Annotated in this window: 16 protein-coding genes; 11 read left to right on the forward strand and 5 right to left on the reverse strand. The window is 62.4% G+C overall.

What is annotated here, in order from left to right:
- Positions 1 to 191: 191 nt before the first annotated feature.
- Positions 192 to 1070: a spermine/spermidine synthase domain-containing protein gene (locus BGI27_RS00205; protein ID WP_170942862.1), complete on the forward strand. Its 879-nt coding sequence runs from the start codon at positions 192 to 194 to the stop codon at positions 1068 to 1070.
- On the opposite strand, the gene BGI27_RS00210 is transcribed toward BGI27_RS00205, so the two are convergent.
- From BGI27_RS00210 to BGI27_RS00230, 5 genes are all read right to left on the reverse strand, one after another.
- Positions 1016 to 1972, reverse strand: a complete 957-nt coding sequence (locus tag BGI27_RS00210) for a DMT family transporter (protein WP_095522921.1) — start codon at positions 1970 to 1972, stop codon at positions 1016 to 1018. The genes BGI27_RS00205 and BGI27_RS00210 overlap by 55 nt on opposite strands.
- Positions 1973 to 2215: 243 nt before the next feature.
- A complete protein-coding gene (locus BGI27_RS00215; RefSeq protein ID WP_095522922.1) occupies positions 2216 to 2644 on the reverse strand; it encodes a hypothetical protein in 429 nt (142 codons plus the stop codon).
- 54 nt (positions 2645 to 2698) lie between these two features.
- Entirely contained in the window at positions 2699 to 3448 is a 750-nt protein-coding gene (locus tag BGI27_RS00220; protein WP_095522923.1) for an NYN domain-containing protein, read from the reverse strand.
- Positions 3449 to 3589: 141 nt separating this feature from the next.
- Positions 3590 to 6673, reverse strand: a complete 3084-nt coding sequence (locus tag BGI27_RS00225; RefSeq protein WP_095522924.1) for an efflux RND transporter permease subunit — start codon at positions 6671 to 6673, stop codon at positions 3590 to 3592.
- On the reverse strand, positions 6670 to 7968 hold the full coding sequence (locus tag BGI27_RS00230; protein ID WP_095522925.1) for an efflux RND transporter periplasmic adaptor subunit: 1299 nt from the start codon (positions 7966 to 7968) through the stop codon (positions 6670 to 6672). Before BGI27_RS00230 ends, BGI27_RS00225 begins: the two co-directional genes overlap by 4 nt.
- A 272-nt stretch (positions 7969 to 8240) precedes the next feature.
- On the opposite strand from BGI27_RS00230, the gene recA reads away from it, so the two are divergent.
- The 10 genes from recA to BGI27_RS00280 all read left to right on the forward strand — a co-directional run bounded on the left by recA (position 8241) and on the right by BGI27_RS00280 (position 16144).
- Entirely contained in the window at positions 8241 to 9263 is a 1023-nt protein-coding gene (gene recA / locus BGI27_RS00235) for a recombinase RecA (protein WP_095522926.1), read from the forward strand.
- Positions 9260 to 9730 carry a recombination regulator RecX gene (gene recX, locus BGI27_RS00240; protein WP_223871497.1) on the forward strand — a complete coding sequence of 157 codons (471 nt, stop codon included), beginning with the start codon at positions 9260 to 9262 and terminating at the stop codon, positions 9728 to 9730. Before recA ends, recX begins: the two co-directional genes overlap by 4 nt.
- Positions 9708 to 10430 carry an LPS export ABC transporter ATP-binding protein gene (lptB, locus tag BGI27_RS00245; protein WP_095522927.1) on the forward strand — a complete coding sequence of 241 codons (723 nt, stop codon included), beginning with the start codon at positions 9708 to 9710 and terminating at the stop codon, positions 10428 to 10430. The genes recX and lptB overlap by 23 nt, the downstream gene beginning before the upstream one ends.
- A 34-nt stretch (positions 10431 to 10464) precedes the next feature.
- A complete protein-coding gene (locus BGI27_RS00250) occupies positions 10465 to 11958 on the forward strand; it encodes an RNA polymerase factor sigma-54 (RefSeq protein ID WP_095522928.1) in 1494 nt (497 codons plus the stop codon).
- Positions 11959 to 11989: 31 nt separating this feature from the next.
- On the forward strand, positions 11990 to 12313 hold the full coding sequence (gene hpf / locus BGI27_RS00255) for a ribosome hibernation-promoting factor, HPF/YfiA family (RefSeq protein WP_095522929.1): 324 nt from the start codon (positions 11990 to 11992) through the stop codon (positions 12311 to 12313).
- 214 nt (positions 12314 to 12527) lie between these two features.
- Positions 12528 to 13013 carry a PTS sugar transporter subunit IIA gene (locus BGI27_RS00260; protein WP_095522930.1) on the forward strand — a complete coding sequence of 162 codons (486 nt, stop codon included), beginning with the start codon at positions 12528 to 12530 and terminating at the stop codon, positions 13011 to 13013.
- Complete coding sequence (hprK, locus tag BGI27_RS00265; RefSeq protein WP_095522931.1) at positions 12982 to 13929, forward strand: HPr(Ser) kinase/phosphatase; 948 nt, start codon at positions 12982 to 12984, stop codon at positions 13927 to 13929. The genes BGI27_RS00260 and hprK overlap by 32 nt, the downstream gene beginning before the upstream one ends.
- A gap of 275 nt (positions 13930 to 14204) precedes the next feature.
- Positions 14205 to 14951: an energy transducer TonB gene (locus tag BGI27_RS00270; RefSeq protein WP_095522932.1), complete on the forward strand. Its 747-nt coding sequence runs from the start codon at positions 14205 to 14207 to the stop codon at positions 14949 to 14951.
- A gap of 45 nt (positions 14952 to 14996) precedes the next feature.
- Positions 14997 to 15719: a MotA/TolQ/ExbB proton channel family protein gene (locus tag BGI27_RS00275; RefSeq protein ID WP_095522933.1), complete on the forward strand. Its 723-nt coding sequence runs from the start codon at positions 14997 to 14999 to the stop codon at positions 15717 to 15719.
- A complete protein-coding gene (locus BGI27_RS00280; RefSeq protein WP_095522934.1) occupies positions 15719 to 16144 on the forward strand; it encodes an ExbD/TolR family protein in 426 nt (141 codons plus the stop codon). Before BGI27_RS00275 ends, BGI27_RS00280 begins: the two co-directional genes overlap by 1 nt.
- Positions 16145 to 16194 lie beyond the last annotated feature (50 nt).

The raw sequence follows: 16194 nt of genomic DNA on the forward strand, positions 1-16194 counted from the left end.
CCACGCGGCCGACATGATGGATGGTGAGCTCCTCCACGAATGGAGGCGTGGGCGCAGGCATGCGGATTCCTTGTGCGGAGAACGCTGCAACTTCTTGACAGACTTTTGCATATCGGCCGCAGCCGCCGGAACTTGCGCACCGCTTGTCATTTTTACCCCAAAGGACGAAGTTTTCTGACTGGATGAGGTTCATGAATCAGTCTTCTCTGTCGATGGAAACCTGCTTTCTCGGCCAGCATCTGCCCGGCTGGCAACTGCGCCTGAACGGGCGCTGCCTCGCACGGGGCTGCAGCGCGTATCAGGCTTGGGAGGTCTGGGAGAGCGACCGTCTTGGTCGTTTGTATGCACTGGATGGACGTGCGATGGCCAGTGAGGCGGATGCCTTTCTGTGCCACGAACCGTTGGTCCATATGCCGGGGCTGGCGCATGCGGGGCCGCGGCGGGCGCTGGTGCTGGGCGGTGGGGATGGTGCTTCGGCCCGCGAACTGCTCCGGTATCCGGGGATGGAGGAGGTGGTGATCGCCGAACTGGATGCTGCCGTGATCGACTTGACCCGCGAGTATCTGCCGTCGCTGCATCAGGGGGCGCTGGACGATCCGCGTGTCAGCGTGAAGCTTGGCGATGCGGCTGTCACGCTGGAGCAGCTGGCTGTGGCAGATGAGCGCTTTGATCTGCTGGTGTATGACCTGACCGATCCTGATACCTCGGCGGCATCGCTGTTCCGCCGTGAGGCGTTCGCCGCCGGCAAAGCGTTGCTGAGGGCCGATGGCGCGCTCTGCATGCAACTGGGATTGCCGCTGGGGCAGCCGGCGCAGATACGGGCGCTGCTGGCCAGCCTGCGCGAGGTATTCACCCTCGTCACGCCCTTTTTCACGCCGGTGCCGCTGTACGGCGGTTTGTGGGCAATGGCCTGTGCCGCCGATCACGTGGCACCGGGGGGCATGCCCACTGATTTGCTGGCCGCGCGGATTGCTGCCTTGAATGGCCCGCCCTTGCAGGCGCTCGATGCCGCGAGTTATCCCGCCTTGCTGGCTTTGCCACCCTGGCTGGCCGGGCTTACCAACGGCTGAACTCCCGGCCTGGGCGCGCGGCTGACAAGCCATACACCCAGAAACACCAGCATCACGCCGCTCCATTGCAGCGGTGCGAAGTGTTCGTCGAGCACGCCCATGCTCATCATGATCGTCAGCAGCGGGCCGAAACTGCCGACCACTGCGGCGCGGCCGGCGCCGATGCGCCGCATGGCCGCTGCCAGCGCGTAGATCGGCAGCACGGTCGACAGCAGCGCCATCAGCACGCTCCACCCATGGACGGCGAGCGGCTGTGCTGCAAGGCCGGAAATTGGTCGGGTCAGTGCGAAATGCAGCAGCATGGCGAGGGCGGATACGCTCAGTGCCAGTTCGGTGAAGCGCATCGCGCCGACGCGCGTGATCACGGCCGGGCTCCAGGTGAGGTAGAGCGCATAGCACACTGTGCTGGCCACGATCAGCAGTACGCCGGCAAGGTCGGCTTGCATGGCCTGGAACTCTGGCAGCATCACCAGGGCGATACCGGCATAGGTCAGCGGCAGCGCCTGCCAGATGCGCCGGGAGATCGCGGTGCGTGTGAGCAGGGCCGAGAACAGGACTGTGAGCGTGGGGTAGAGATACAGGATCATGCGCTCCAGGCTGGCGCTGACGGTCTGCAAGCCGAGGAAGTCGAACAGGCTGGAGAGGTAGTAGCCCAGCAGACCGAGCAGGATCAGCCATCCCCGGTCGCGCCAGGTCAGCGGCGCACCACGCTCTCCGCCGCGCAGCAGCCAGACGATGCCGAGTATGGGCAGGGTATAGCCAAGGCGCAGGGTGAGCAGGCTGATGGCGTCTACACCGTGGCGGTAGGCGAGCTTGACAAAGATGGCCTTGGCTGCGAAGCCGGTCGCCGCAAGGATGGCGAGCGTGATACCGAGACGGAACTGGGCGGGGGATTCTTGCATCGGGTTTCTCCGGTGGCATGTGGGAACCGGAGTGCTGTGACGGGTCACCACGGTTTCCCGCGGTGGCGCGAACGCTACCGCAGTTGAAGCTGCGGCAGCCAGGAAAAGGCGGCGTGGGATATGTGCTGGACGATGTTGCGGCGCGACATGGCGCAACGATACCTTTGCTACGCCCACCGGACAAGGCGCAAGGCTGCGAAGGTCCGGCCAGGCTGCCTTGCCCTGAGCGCAGATATCTGCAGCTCAGTCCCGGATGCGGATGGTGAAGCGCCGGGTGTCGGCGAAATGCCGGGCGCGCACGCGGATCTCCAGCAACAGGCCGCCTTGCCCATCGGGTGCGGTGAATCGGAAGCGGACGTGGCGATTGTTGTCGTCCACCTCACTGGTGAGGTCGCTGATGCTGTTGCCGCTGATCTGGTTCAGATCCCAGCGCAGGTCGCCACCCGATATCTCGCCGAAGTAGCCAGCGGTGGCTTCGACGGTGATGGTTTCGCCACGATTGCGTTCGGAAGGCGCATCCAGCGTGTTGATCCATACCGAGGTGTACAACCCCAGCGGATCGCCACCTCCGCAAGCCACGAGCAGAGGGAGCAGGCTGGCCAGCACAAGCAGGCGCAGGCTGCTCCGGCGGGAAGCTGTGTTGCAGTCGGCTCGGGGGGCGTGCGTCTGCATCTGGAATCCTCGTTTTGCCTTGGCGGGGCTGCAGGTGTCAGGGCCTGCAGACAGTCAGGTGTTCCTGGGCTTGCGTCGGTCGCGCAGGAAAACGCCCTTGTCTTCGCGCGACTCCAGATCAAAGAGATCTGCAGCGCGGAACAGGTCGACCAGCTTCTTGTAACCGTAGTTGCGTGAATCGAAGGATGCCTGGTTGGCGATCTGGCTGCCCACACGGCCCAGTGGAGACCAGCCATCGTCCCCTTCGGCGGCCTGCACGGCATTGCGCAGCAAGGTTACGAGCTTCGTATCGCCCTTGAGTTCCTTGGCACTCCATTTCTTCACGCTGGCGCTGGGCAGATGGCCGTTCTCACCCTGTGGTGCGGCTTCCTCACAGTCAAGGTAGAGGAACTTCGAGCAGGCGTTGACGAAGGGGGCGGGCGTCTTGCGTTCGCCAAACCCTACCACCAGCTTGCCATCGGCCTGGAGACGGGTGGCCAGCGGAGTGAAGTCGGAGTCCGAGGAGACCAGTGCGAATACGTCCACGCGCCGGGAATACAAGGCGTCCATGGCATCAATGGCGAGTGCCATGTCGGTGGCGTTCTTGCCCTTGGTGAGATCGAACTGCTGGATCGGCTGGATCGCATATTCATGCAGGATGCGCTCCCATGAGGTGAGGCGTTCGCCCTTCCAGTTGCCGTAGGCACGGCGGATGCTGACGGTGCCGAAACCTGCCAGTTCGTTGAGGATCACGTCGATGTGCGAGGCCGGGGCATTGTCGGCGTCGATGAAGAGGGCGACGAAGCGGTCTGCGCTGGCGGCCATGGCGTGCTCCAGAGATGGTGGTCGGAGCGCATCATCTTACGCGCGACCAGCGGATCTCTCGCGAGTGATCCGCCGTACGACAGGGCTGCGCTTTGTACCGGGCGGTTCCCGAGAGGCTGGCTCGGGAACCGTGCCACCACGTCAGTGGCGGGTAGGCGGGGTTTTCCTGCTCGAAAGGCCCAGTTTGTGTTGCAGCCAGTCGAAGGACAGGAACAGCGAGGGCGTGATGTAGAGCGTGATCAGTTGCGAGAAGATCAGCTCGCCGACGATCGCCACCCCCATGGGCTGGCGCAGCTCGGCGCCGGCTCCGATGCCCAGCGCGATGGGCAGCGCACCCATGATGGCCGCCAGCGTGGTCATCATGATCGGGCGGAAGCGCAGGCGGCTGGAGGTCAGGATGGCGTCCTTCGGCGAAGCGTGTTCGCTGCGCTGGGTCTCCAGCGCGAAGTCGATCATCATGATCGCGTTCTTCTTCACGATGCCGATCAGCAGCAGGATGCCGACCATGGCGATGAAGGTGAGCTCCAGCCCGGCGAGGCGCAGCGAGAGCAGGGCACCTACGGCTGCCGAGGGGATCCCGGCGAGAATGGTGACCGGGTGGATCCAGCTTTCATAGAGCACACCCAGCACCACGTAGATCACGGCGATGGCGATGAGGATCAGCCACAGCTGGCTGGTCTGCGAGTCCTGATAGACCGCTGCGTCGCCCCCGAAGCTGCCGAACACGTTGGATGGCATGGCCAGGTCTTCCTTGATCTTCAGCACCTCGCCGATGGCTTGTGACAGCGTGACACCCGGCGCGAGGTTGAACGATAGCGTCACGGACGCGATCTGGCCCTGGTGATTGACCGTGCTGTTGACCGCGCGGCGCTCGATGCGGGCGAAGGCGGTGACCGGGATGAGCTGGCCGCCCTTGGCTCGGACGCGCACGAAATCCAGCGCGCTTTCATCGCCCCGGTACTTTTCGTCCCACTGCATCAGAACCGGGAAGTTGTCCTGTGGTGCGTAGATGGAGGTGACCTGCCGCTCGCTGAACGAAGCATTCAGCACGGTACGCAGGCTCTGCATGTCTACCCCCAGGGCCAGGGCCTGATCACGGTCGATGATCAGTTTGGCCTGTACTGCGCCCCGTTCGGCATCGGTATTGATGTCCTTGAGCAGGTCGGATTCACGCAGGCGGCGCTGCATGCGGTCGGCCTGGGTGGCGACGAGGTCGTAGTCCACCGATTGCAGGGTGTACTGGTAGCGCGCGTTGGAGCTGCGGCCGCCCAGACGCAGGTTCTGGATCGCCGAGAACGAGATGCGACCGCCGACGATACTGCTGGTCTCCCTGCGCAGCTCTTCCAGCACTTCCTTCATCGGCGCCCGCTCGGCCTTGGGTTTGAGCGTGATGAAGATGAACCCGCTGCTGCCGCTGCTGTTCATGTTGGAGACCACATCCTGAACCGCCGGATGGGTGCGGATCTTCTGGTCGTATTTCGTGACCAGATCGCGCGTGGCCTGCCAGGACATGTCCTGCGCCGGCGTGACGGGCGCGCGCACCTGCGAGATGTCCTCATCCGGGAAGAATCCCTTAGGCATGATGACATACAGCCACACCGTGCCTGCGCAGGTCGCCAGCGCCACCAGCAGCATCAGCCAGCGCCGTTCGATGGTCCAGGCCAGACTGCGGCTGTAGGCACGCAGCACCCGGTCGAACAGGCTTTCGAACGCACGGCTCCAGAGCGGTGCCTTGCGTTCTTCATGGTGATGGCGCACGAAGCGCGCTGCGAGCATCGGGATGATGGTCAGCGCCGCCAGGGCAGAAACCGAGATCGCCAGGGTCACCACGATGGCGAATTCGTGGAAGAGCAGGCCGATCGTACCGGGCATGAAGAAGATCGGGATGAATACGGCGATCAGCGAAACCGTGATCGAGATCACCGTGAAGCCGACTTCCCGGACGCCTTTGATCGCCGCCGGGAAGGGCTTCTCGCCGTTCTCGATGTGGCGCACGATGTTTTCCAGAACGACGATGGCATCGTCCACGACCAGGCCGATGGCAATCGTCAGCCCCATCAGCGAGATGTTGTCCAGACTGTAGCCGAACCACAGCATCAGGCCGAAGGTGCCCAGCAGCGAAGCGGGCAACGAAACCGACGGGATCAGCGTGGCCGACAGGCGGCGCAGGAATAGCAGGATCACCAGCATCACCAGCCCGATGGTGAGGAGCATGGTGAGGCTCACGTCGTGGATCGATTCGCGGATCGACAAGGAGCGGTCGTTGAGGATCTGGATGTCGACCGATGCCGGCAGCTGGGCCTTCAGCCGGGGAATGGCCGCCCGCACGGCATCAACCACGGCGACCGTGTTCGCACTGGGCTGGCGCAGCACCTGCAGGTTGATCGCGCGCTTGCCATTGACCCAGCTCGCACTCTTCATGTTCTCGACGCTGTCCGCGACGGTGGCGACATCGGACAGGCGTACTGGCTGACCATTCCGGGTGGCCACGATCATGCGGACGAAATCAGCCGCATTCATCAACTGGTCGTTGGCCGAGATCACGAGCGTTTGCCGCTCGCCGTCGTAGGCGCCCAGAGGGGTGTTGGAGTTGGAGGCCGCCAGTGCGTTGGAGAGCTCGCCGATGGAAAGATCGCGCGAAGCGAGCTTGACCGGGTCTACCGTGATGCGGACCGCGTAGCGCTTCTGCCCGTTGATGGTGACCTGGGCCACACCGTCGAGCGTGGACAGCGTGGGCGAGATCAGGTTGTCGGCGTAATCGTTGAGCTGATCCAGCGAGATCGAGGGGGAGTCGATGGTGATGAACAGGACCGGGTCATCGGCCGGGTTGACCTTGCGGTAACTCGGCGGGTTGGTCATGTCTTTGGGCAACTGGCGCTGGGTACGCATGATCGCTGCCTGTACGTCGACGGCAGCGGCATCGATGTCGCGCGAAGGGATGAATTCCAGCGTGATCGACGTGCTGCCCAGCTGGCTCGTCGAGGTCATCATCTTCAGGCCGGAGATCGTCGAGAACTGACGCTCCAGGATCGTCGCCACCGAAGACGCCATAGTCTCAGGGCTGGCGCCGGGCAGACTGGCACTGACCTGGATGATCGGCTGGTTGAAGGAAGGCAGTGCCGCAATCGGCAGATTGAACCAGGCGGCAATGCCGCCAATCATGATCGCCAGCCAGAGAAGCGTTGTCGCGACTGGCCGGTGGATGCTCTGCTCGGAAAGTCTCATTGTGCCCCCGCCGCCTTGGAGGCCTGGCGCTCGCGCCAGCGGGCGATCATCTGGCGTTTCTCTTCATCATTGGCGGCTTCCCAGCGTGCTGGATCGCGTGGTTTGAACCCGTCCGGAATCTCTACGGGCCCTGAGGGTGCAGCGCTGCTGCCTTGCGCTGCATCGCTCCTGTTTTCGCGGATGTGGGCGCCCGGACGAAGATTCTGCGTGCCTTCAAGCACGACCTTGACGCCTGCCGGCAGTCCCCGGATCACCGCTTTCTGGTCGACGATGCGCAGCACTTCCACTCGGCGCTGTTCGACGGTCTGGTCATCCTTCACGGCATAGACGAAGCGATAGTCCGGGCCATTGACGACGGCTTGCGTGGGCAGGACCACGACATCCTTGAGTTCCCCGGCCTCGACGAGGACATTGACGAACTGGCCCGGCCAGACCAGGCGGTCATGATTGTCCAGGCTGCCCTTGACGAGCAGCGTACCGGAGGTGCGATCGACGTTGCTGTCGACGAAATTCACCGACCCCTTCAAGGTGGCCTGTGCGATGGTCTGTGCGGTGAGCGGGACCGTTCCCTTGCGCAGTGCATCGAGCAGCGGTGGCATGTCGCTTTCACTGATGGAGAAGCTGACTCCGATCGGATCCATGCGGGTCAGGCGGACCAGTGCGGTTGCGGTGGAGGTGGAGGTCACCAGGCTGCCAGGGCGGACGTTGATGACGCCAGCGCGGCCATCGAAGGGGGCCGTGATACGTGTGTAGGAGCGGCTGACCTTGGCCTGCTCCAGCGCCGCCTTGGCCTGGCGCAGGTTGGCGTGTGCGGTGTCGAGGCGGTTGCGCGAAGTATCCAGTGCGGACGGGGCGATGTACTGCTTCTCGTAAAGCTCCTGCGAGCGGGCCAGGTCGCGCTCCGCGATCGTCACGCCGGCTTCCGCGCTGGCGACGGCAGCTTCCGCCTTGCCCACGTTGGCATCGTCATCGCGGGCATCGAGCGTGAACATCAGCTGCCCGGCCTTCAGCTCATTCCCCTCGCGAAAGTGTATGGCCGTGATCATGCCGTTCTTCTGGGGACGGATATCCACTTCATCGAGGGCCAGAGTGTTTCCCTGGGCCTCGATGCGCAGCGGGACATCCTCCGTACGGCTGACCGTCGTGGCAACCAGCTGGGCGCGCGGGCCGCTGCTGCCTTGCTGTGCGTTGGGTGATGCTCCCTGCGCATTGTTTCCTGCCGGCGCTTCGCCTTTCTGGCAGGCCGCCAGCAGGACGCAGGACAAGGCAAACGCGATGAAGGATGAGCGCGGCATGAAATACGTTCGTCCCGGCGTTGCCGCCGTGGCGCCTGATTAACGGTGCATGGGTGGCGCGATGTTCGCTGAAGAGAGGGGCAGCAGCCAAGCGTCTTAACGCTCCTTGACACTGCGTTTCAGGTGTCCGTTGCCGGGATTGTGTTGTGGTGTATATTTATACAGCTTTCGTGTCTGTCTGAAATCCCGCAACGCTTTATTCGGGGGCTTGCGGCGGACCGGATAGGCAAGCTCTGTGCCATAATCAATTCAATCTTTCGGAGAACCAGTTCATGGACGAGAACAAGGCCAAGGCGCTTGCCGCCGCGCTGTCGCAAATCGAGAAGCAGTTCGGCAAGGGCTCCATCATGCGCATGGGCGATGGCAAGCTGGAAGAGAACATCCAGTCCGTCTCCACCGGTTCGCTGGGGCTGGACATCGCGCTGGGCATCGGTGGGCTGCCGCGTGGCCGTGTGGTCGAGATCTACGGGCCGGAATCCTCCGGCAAGACCACGCTGACGCTCCAGGTGATCGCCGAAATGCAGAAAATCGGCGGCACGGCTGCCTTCATCGATGCCGAACATGCGCTGGACGTGCAGTACGCAGCCAAGCTGGGCGTCAAGGTCGAGGATCTGCTGATTTCGCAGCCCGACACCGGTGAGCAGGCACTGGAGATCGCCGACATGCTGGTGCGCTCCGGTGGCGTGGACATCCTGGTCATCGACTCGGTCGCCGCGTTGACCCCCAAGGCCGAAATCGAGGGCGAGATGGGCGACCAATTGCCCGGCCTACAGGCCCGTCTGATGAGTCAGGCCTTGCGCAAGCTCACGGCCAACATCAAGCGCACCAATACGCTGGTCATCTTCATCAACCAGATCCGCATGAAGATCGGCGTGATGTTCGGCAATCCCGAAACCACGACCGGCGGTAATGCGTTGAAGTTCTATGCCTCCGTACGCCTCGACATCCGTCGCACCGGCACGATCAAGAAGGGGGACGAGGTGGTGGGCTCCGAAACCAAGGTCAAGATTGTTAAAAACAAGGTCTCTCCTCCGTTCAAGGAAGCCCACTTCGACATTCTCTACGGGGAAGGCATTTCGCGCGAAGGTGAAGTGATCGACATGGGCGTCGATCACAAGATCGTCGACAAGAGCGGCGCCTGGTATGCCTACAACGGTGAAAAGATCGGTCAGGGCAAGGACAATGCACGTGAATTCCTGCGTGCCAATCCGGCATTGGCGGTGGAAATCGAGAATCGCGTGCGTGAGGCGGTCGGTGTGGTGCCGGTTGCTGTCGTCGCTACGGGTGAGGCTTGAGCGACGACCGGCTGGCGCCACTGCGGGCGCGTGCGCTGCGCCTGCTCGCCACGCGTGAGCATTCCCTGCAGGAACTGCGGCGCAAGTTGCTGGACAAGGATGCCGATGCGGAAGATGTGGATGCAGTATTGGCACGCCTTCAGGAAACCGGCCTGCAGTCTGACGCCCGGTTTGCCGAGAGTTTCGTGCGCAACCGTGCATCGCGCATGGGGGTTGCACGGATACGGCGCGAATTGGGAGAGCGCGGCGTAGCAGGCGAAGAGGCTGCCGAGGCGCTCGGGGATGCGCTGAAAGAGGATGAGTTGGCCCGCGCCAGGGCAGTGTGGGGCCGGAAGTTCGGCGAGCCGCCGCGGGATCGACAGGATTGGGCGCGCCAGGCACGCTTTCTGCAGTCGCGTGGGTTCGCGACGGAAGTGATCAGGAAACTTTTGAAAGAACCGTTCGATGAGTCTGCTCAGGGTCAGTAATCTGCAGAAGCGCTACAAGTCGCGCACCGTGGTGCACGATGTCTCCTTCGAGGTCGGTAGCGGCGAGGTCGTCGGTTTGCTGGGCCCGAATGGTGCAGGCAAGACCACCTGTTTCTACATGATCGTCGGCCTGGTGCGCGCGGATGGCGGCAGCATCCATCTGGACGGCACCGACCTCACCCATTGGCCCATCCATCGTCGAGCCCATCAGGGTCTGTCCTATCTGCCGCAGGAAAATTCCGTGTTCCGCAAGCTCACGGTGTCGGAGAACATCCTGGCTGTACTGGAGCTGCAGAAGCTCGGCAAGACGGAACAGGCAAAACGGCTGGACGAATTGCTGGACGAACTGAACATCTCGCACCTGCGGGATGCGACGGCGCAATCCCTTTCTGGTGGGGAGCGCCGCCGCGTGGAAATCGCCCGCGCACTGGCGACCCGCCCGCGCCTGATCCTTCTGGATGAGCCTTTTGCTGGGGTCGATCCGATTGCGGTCATCGATATTCAGAAGATCATTTCCTACCTGAAGGCCCGTGATATCGGTGTGTTGATCACCGACCACAACGTGCGGGAAACCCTGGGCATCTGTGATCACGCCTGCATCATCAACTCGGGAGAGGTGCTGGCTGGCGGCAAACCTGACGAAATCGTGCAGAATGACCAGGTGAGACAGGTGTATCTCGGCGAACACTTCCGCATGTAAGCAAGAACAGAAGAGCTGCAGACCGGTCCGGCGAATGAAACCATCCTTACAACTCCGCATCTCCCAGCACCTGGCGCTGACGCCGCAGCTGCAGCAATCCATCCGGCTGCTGCAGCTGTCCACGCTTGAACTGAACCAGGAGATCGAACGCATCCTGCTCGAGAATCCGATGCTCGAGCGCGAAGGGGGTGAGGATGACGACGGCGCTGTTGCGCCTGTGGCTGAGGCGCCTGTGGCATTGGCGGAAGAATTCAGTGGCGAATCTTTGCCGCGTGGTGACGAGGAGCACGAGGCGCCGGGCGTCACCGAGATGCCGGACAACATCAGCGATGCCTACGAGTCGGTGTCGGACGATGACATCGGCGAAGCTGCCGAATGGCGCAACGAAGGCAGCAGCGGTTCGCGCAACAACGATGATGAAGATGCGGACTTCCAGGAGTTCCAAGCCGCCACGACTTCGCTGCGTGAGCACCTGCTGAGCCAGATCGCACTGATGCCGCTCACCGACCGGGATCGGGCTCTGGTGCAACTGGTTGTCGAAGCGCTGGATGACGATGGCTGGCTCAACCAGGCGCTCGACGAACTATTGCCGCTGATTCCTGCTGAATGGGATGTGGAGCTGGAAGAGCTGGAAATCGCGCTGCATCACGTGCAGAACCTTGATCCCGTGGGGATCGGTGCACGTAACCTGCAGGAATGCCTGCTGCTGCAGCTGCGTGGTCTGCCTGAGGGCGAAGTTCGTCAATTGGCGATGGGGATTGTCGATGGCAATCTGGAGTTGCTGGCCGCACGGGATTTCGCGAGGCTGAAACGGCGCCTTGGTTGCAATGACGATGCGCTGCGTGCTGCGCAGGAGCTGGTCTGTAGCCTCAATCCGCGTCCGGCGGCGCAGTTCGCGGATACCGACACGCGTTATGTGATCCCGGATGTGGTGGTGCGCAAGGTGCGCGGTGCCTGGAGCGCCAGCCTCAACCCGGAGGCGATGCCGCGCCTCAGGATCCATCGCGTATACGCCGATATATTGCAGAACAACCGTGGCGTGAGCAGCTCGCTCTCGTCGCAGCTTCAGGAGGCCCGCTGGCTGATCAAGAACGTGCAGCAGCGCTTCGACACCATCCTGCGCGTATCGCAGGCTATCGTCGATCGTCAGCGCCAGTTCTTCGATCATGGCGAGGTGGCCATGCGTCCGCTTACCCTGCGCGAGATCGCCGAGGAGCTGGAGCTGCATGAATCCACAGTGTCGCGGGTCACCACACAGAAATACATGGCAACGGCAAGGGGGGTGTTTGAACTCAAGTACTTCTTCGGCAGTCATGTGTCTACCGATACCGGTGGCGCATGTTCGGCCACGGCGATTCGGGCGCTGATTCGCCAGCTGGTCGCGGCCGAGGACAGCAAGAAGCCGCTGTCCGATGCCAGAATTGCCGAACTTCTGGGCCAGCAGGGTATCGTGGTGGCAAGGCGGACGATCGCGAAGTACCGCGAGTCCCTCAATATCCCGCCGGTCAGTCAGCGCAAGTCGATCTAGCAGTAGTCAACTGAAGAGAGAGGAGTGCCTTATGAATATCACCATCACCGGACATCACCTGGACGTAACTCCCGCGTTGCGTGAATACGTGACGTCCAAGCTCGATCGGGTCATCCGCCATTTCGATCATGTGACGGCGACCCATGTCACCCTCTCGGTGCAGAAGCTGAAACAGAAGGCCGACGTGACCGTGCATGTGCGCGGTAAGGACATCCATGTCGAGAGCGAAGCGGATGATCTGTATGCCGCAATCGATGCGCTGGCCGACAAACTCGACCGCCAGGTCGTCAAGCACAAGGAAAAGGCGGCAGATCACGGCTATGACTCCGTGAAGCGTGCTGTCGGCGCGGAATGAAAGGCCGCGTGAGGTCAATCTGAAGAGTGGGTTTACCTCTGTCTGGCCGGGCATATAATGCGCCTGCCTGAGTTCAGGCATTGATCAACCCGTAACGGCGGGCTCCCTTCGGAGACCCGCCGTGAGCTTGTCTGCGACCCCCTGGCCGATTCCCGGCAGGCTGCCCGATCCTGCGATCCGGGCCAGGCCGAGGCAAAGTGACTTGAGAGAGAGCATGAATCCTGTCGCCCAGATCCTCGCGCCCGAACGCATCCTTGTTGACTTGGAAGTCAGCAGTCGTGAGGACCTGTTCGCAGCCATCGGCGATTTGTTTGCCCGCCAGCATTCTCTAGGCGCGGGAAAGATCGCGGAAGCCTTGCTTACACGCGAGCGCCTCGGTTCCACCGGACTGGGCATGGGGATCGCGATTCCTCATCAGCGCATCAAGGGGCTCAAGACGCCTTTAGGCGCTTTTGTCCGCACCGCTGCACCGATTGAGTTCGCTGCGCTGGATGGTCAGCCCGTGCGCCTTTTTTTCATCATGCTGGCACCTGAGCAAGCCACCGAAGGTCATTTGTGCCTGTTGGCGGAGCTGGCACAGATGTTCAGTGACAAGGTGCTGCGCGAGGCGCTATATGTGGCGCCGGATGCGGCTGCCGTGTTCGCGTTGTTCGACGACTGGAGCCTACATGCGGCGGGCGAGCGTAGCGCAGCTGTTTGAGGCCAACCGCGGGGCGCTGCAGCTGCGCCATGTGGCCGGGCGTCTCGACACGTTCCTGAGCGCGGCAGACAGCAAGGTCTGGCCAGCCGACATGGTCGGCCACCTGAACATGATCCACCCTTCCCGCCTGCAGATCATGGGCGAGGCAGAGTTTGCCTGGGCGCGCCAGCAGACGCGCGAGCGGCTGGACATGTACATGCTGGGGATGATCACCTCTCCACCGCCGGGCATCATCGTGGCCGATGACTGCGAAGTGCCTGAGATCGTGCGTCGTGCCTGCGATGAAGCGGGCGTGCCGGTGATGGCTTCGCCACTGGAGTCCGCAAGGGTGATCGAAGTCCTGCGCGGTTATCTGTCGCGCAAGATGGCTGAGCGGGTCTCCCTGCACGGCGTGTTCATGGATGTACTCGGTGTCGGCGTGCTGATCACCGGCGATTCTGGTGCGGGGAAGTCCGAGCTGGCGCTGGAATTGATCTCCCGGGGGCATGGCCTGGTGGCGGATGACGTGGTCGAGATTTCGCGCGTGGCCGCCAATGTTCTGGAAGGGCGTTGTCCGGAGATGCTCAAGGACTTTTTGGAGGTTCGGGGGCTGGGCATCCTCAATATTCGCACCATCTTTGGCGAGACGGCCTGCCGCAGGAAGATGCGCCTGAAGCTGATCGCCCATCTGCAACGACGTTCTTTCGCCCAGGATGAGCCCTTGCGTCTGCCCTATGATGGCGAGGACGCGCAGGACGTGCTGGGTGTTCCAGTGCGTCGCGTGGTGTTACCGGTGGCTGCCGGGCGAAATCTGTCCGTGTTGCTGGAGGCTGCCGTGCGCAACACCATCCTGCAACTTCGGGGAATCGATTCCACGCAGGAGTTCGTGGTGCGACAGCGGGCGCTGCTGGATCAGGACGATCCCTACGAGTCCTGACATCAGGGCCTTCATCGCGCCTCTGCCCGGGTGTCGCTGCTTCCCTTTTCTCTGATCTGACGCAAGGTTTCAGGACTGCCATGTCCTCTGTCGCGATTAGTGCTTTCTAATGAGAATAGATCGCGTTAAGATTTGTTTGTATTGAGTGGTTTCCTGCGTGGTCTTCATGAAACGATGCGTGTTGCTGCCGCCTTCTGAGGCGATTTTGGGCGTTTCCTGCCCGTGCCTGTGTGAAGGCCGGCCTGTCAGCCTTGCCCGCAGGATCGGGAGGTGACATGTACTTCACAGCATCGACGCCCCTGAGTTTTTCGCAGCGCACATTCAGTCTTCTGGCCGTGGGCGGCCTTCACCTGCTGGCTGCGCTGGGGCTGATGGCGCTGGTACAGCCGGTGGTGCAGCATCTGGCAAAGCCTTTGCGTATCGATTTGGTGGCAGCTGCCCCTGCGCCTGCCGGACCGCCAGAGCCCGTGGTGGAGGCTCCGAAGCCTCTGCCGATGAAGCGCCAGGAGCCAGTGAAGCCTGTTCGCGAGATCAAACCTGTTCCACCTGTGCCGGTGACGCCACCTGTCATCCAGGCGCCCCCTGAACCGGCTGCCGTAGCTCCGGCGGCCTATACCGCACCGCCCCCGCCGATCGACCCTGCTCCCGCCGTAGTTCCTGAAGGAGGCAGTGGCAAGGTCGCACCGGTTGCTGCGGGAGGCAAGGGGGGCGGTGGTGACGGAGGCGCAGGAGAGGCCGAGCAGGGGGCGCGTCACGACGCCGACTATCTGCATAACCCTAAGCCGCAGTATCCGCGCGCATCCCGGTCGCTGGGTGAAGAAGGCACGGTGTGGTTGCGGGTACAAGTCAGCGAGGCCGGGCGCGCATTGCAAGTGCTAGTCGACACCAGTTCCGGCTTTTCCCGCCTGGACCGCGCGGCACGCGAAGCCGTTGCAAACTGGTGTTTTGAACCGGCGCGTCGCGGTCCCCAGGCGGTCACTACCTGGGTCCGCATTCCGATTGCCTTTGCGCTTGATCGTTGAGCGCCACCACAGATTTATCCCCCTGCTACAGAAATCAGATCGATCATGGAAACTCAAACCCTGGGCTTCGCCCACTTCATCTCTCAGGCCGATGGCTTGGGCAAGACGCTGTTCGTGGTGTTGTTGGCGATGTCGCTGGCTTCCTGGTATTTCATTGCGACCAAGGCCGTGAGCAATCTTCGGCGGCGGCGCAATTCGGCGCGTTTCGTCGAGATGTTCTGGAATGCCAGTTCCATCGAGGAAGTACGCAACGAGATCAGTACACACGGGGCAGACGAGCCCTTTTCGCACCTGACCAGTCATGCAATCTTCGCGCGTGATCATCATCAGCGTATCGGAGGCGGCAAGCTGGGCGAAGCCGGCTCTCTGGGAGAGTTTCTGACCCGTGGCATGCGCAAGGTGATCGATGAGGAGACTGCACGGCTGGAGAATGGACTGACTCTCCTGGCCACTGTTGGCTCCACAGCACCTTTCGTCGGTCTGCTCGGAACGGTTTGGGGCGTATATGGCGCGCTGGTTTCCATTGGCATGAGTGGTGCCGGTACGCTGGACAAGGTGGCCGGGCCTGTCGGTGAGGCCCTGATCATGACTGGCCTGGGGCTTGCCGTGGCGTTGCCCGCCGTGGTCGCCTACAACGTCTTCACACGGCACAACCGGCTCACGCTGTCGGGGCTGGATGCCTTTGCCCATGATCTCTTCGCTTATCTGACCACTGGCGCCATGAACCAGAACGGGCGTGTCGTGTCCCTTAATCAAGGGGTTGCGTGATGGCTTTCGGCGGATTCAACAAGGAAGGCGGCGGCGCGCCCATGGCGGAGATCAACATGGTGCCGTTGATCGACGTGATGCTGGTGCTGTTGGTGATCTTCATCCTGACCGCCCCCTTGCTGACGCATGCAGTGAAAGTGGAGTTGCCAAGGACATCCAGCCAGGAGTTGCTGGCGCCACCGGAGCGCATCGAGATTGCACTGACGCCGACCTCTGAATTCTTCTGGGACGGTGAGCGGGTGGATGAAGCCGCACTGGAGACGCGGTTCAAGGCCGCTGGGGAGCGCGTAGCGGATGCTGCCAACGCCCCCGAGATTCATCTGCGTGCCGACAAGACGACGCCTTACGAGGGCGTGGCCAAGGTGATGGCGGCGGCTGCGCGTGCCGGTCTGACCAAGATCGCCTTTGTCAGCCAGCCGGATTAGCTGATCAGGCAGCGTTTTCGTGCGCGTAGCAGCGTAAGAAAGCCCAGATG

This window comes from Candidatus Dactylopiibacterium carminicum (genome assembly GCF_014736495.1).
GTDB classification, from domain to species: domain Bacteria; phylum Pseudomonadota; class Gammaproteobacteria; order Burkholderiales; family Rhodocyclaceae; genus Uliginosibacterium; species Uliginosibacterium carminicum.